The sequence below is a fragment of the Microvirga sp. P4_G7 genome (assembly GCF_056401005.1).
In genome coordinates, this window is record NZ_JBFUKD010001008.1 from 1 (window position 1) to 974 (window position 974).

Annotated in this window: 1 protein-coding gene and 1 pseudogene; both read right to left on the reverse strand. The window is 59.5% G+C overall.

What is annotated here, in order from left to right:
- Positions 1-591 (reverse strand): CHRD domain-containing protein (locus tag AC1DT3_RS22595; RefSeq protein ID WP_477467407.1); only part of this gene is annotated, 591 nt, incomplete at its 3' end.
- A 182-nt stretch (positions 592-773) separates the two neighbouring features.
- Positions 774-974, reverse strand: a pseudogene (locus tag AC1DT3_RS22600) (calcium-binding protein); the annotation flags it as partial.

The following is a 974-nucleotide window of genomic DNA, read 5'->3' on the forward strand; positions in this document are numbered from 1 at the left end:
TCCATCCAGAGTGTCGGCGCCGCCGAGGCCGAGCAAGATATCGTTGCCGCCGAGGCCAGGCAAAGAATCTGCTCCGGCGGTCCCAACGACCGTGTTGCCCGCATCATTGGCAATGGCGACCCATTGTCCCCGGATGATTCCGGACGGAAATGGACTGGTGTGGATATTGAAGTACAAAGGCGCGTCGGCTCCGATCGGCGTCGCGTTCAATTGAGCCGCAAATGCGGAAATCGACGTGCCGGCGGGATCCGACAATTCCCAGTTGCCACTGACCGTCCATGAATTGTCCGCATTCAACACGACCTTTAGATCGTCGTTGTCCTGAGCCGGATCGATCTGCCCGAATACGATCGCTCCATTCGCTCCACGCGGCGCGTTGTGCACGTGGATGCCACCGACGTCATCGGCCGTGCTCGGAGTCTGGGACGGTTTTCCGGTCGCCGGTCCGAAATCCAAGCCATTGACCCGGATCGAATACGCGGCGGCGACCGCGACGTCACTGAAGACGACGGTCCCGACGCCGCTGGCCGATGTTGCGACAGGGGGAACTTGCTGATTGCCTGTAAGAGTCACACGGAATGCTGTAGACATGGCTACCACCTCCTGAATGAGGCTTGCGCCTCAGGACGTCGAGCCCAGCTCCCGATCATCAACGATGTTTCAGAACACTTCGATCACCGTTGGATCGCACGTTCCTGCTGACATTATTGAGGTCCGCAATGATGGCATCTTGATGTCGCCGTCGCGCGCTTTGGGCCCAAGGGCCGCAATCATCAAACCACGAAAAAATCCCTGTAGGTCATCTTGAGGTTCTTCGAGAGCGTCGCGATCTGGATCTGCGCGGTCGCGCCGGTGCCGTCGGCGTCGTAGTAGAGCGCGCCCTTCTTGGCATCGTAGATGATGCGATCGGACCCGTCGTGCGCCTTCGCGCCCGCGTAGAACGCATCGGCTTTCAGCACACCCTTCTTGGTGAT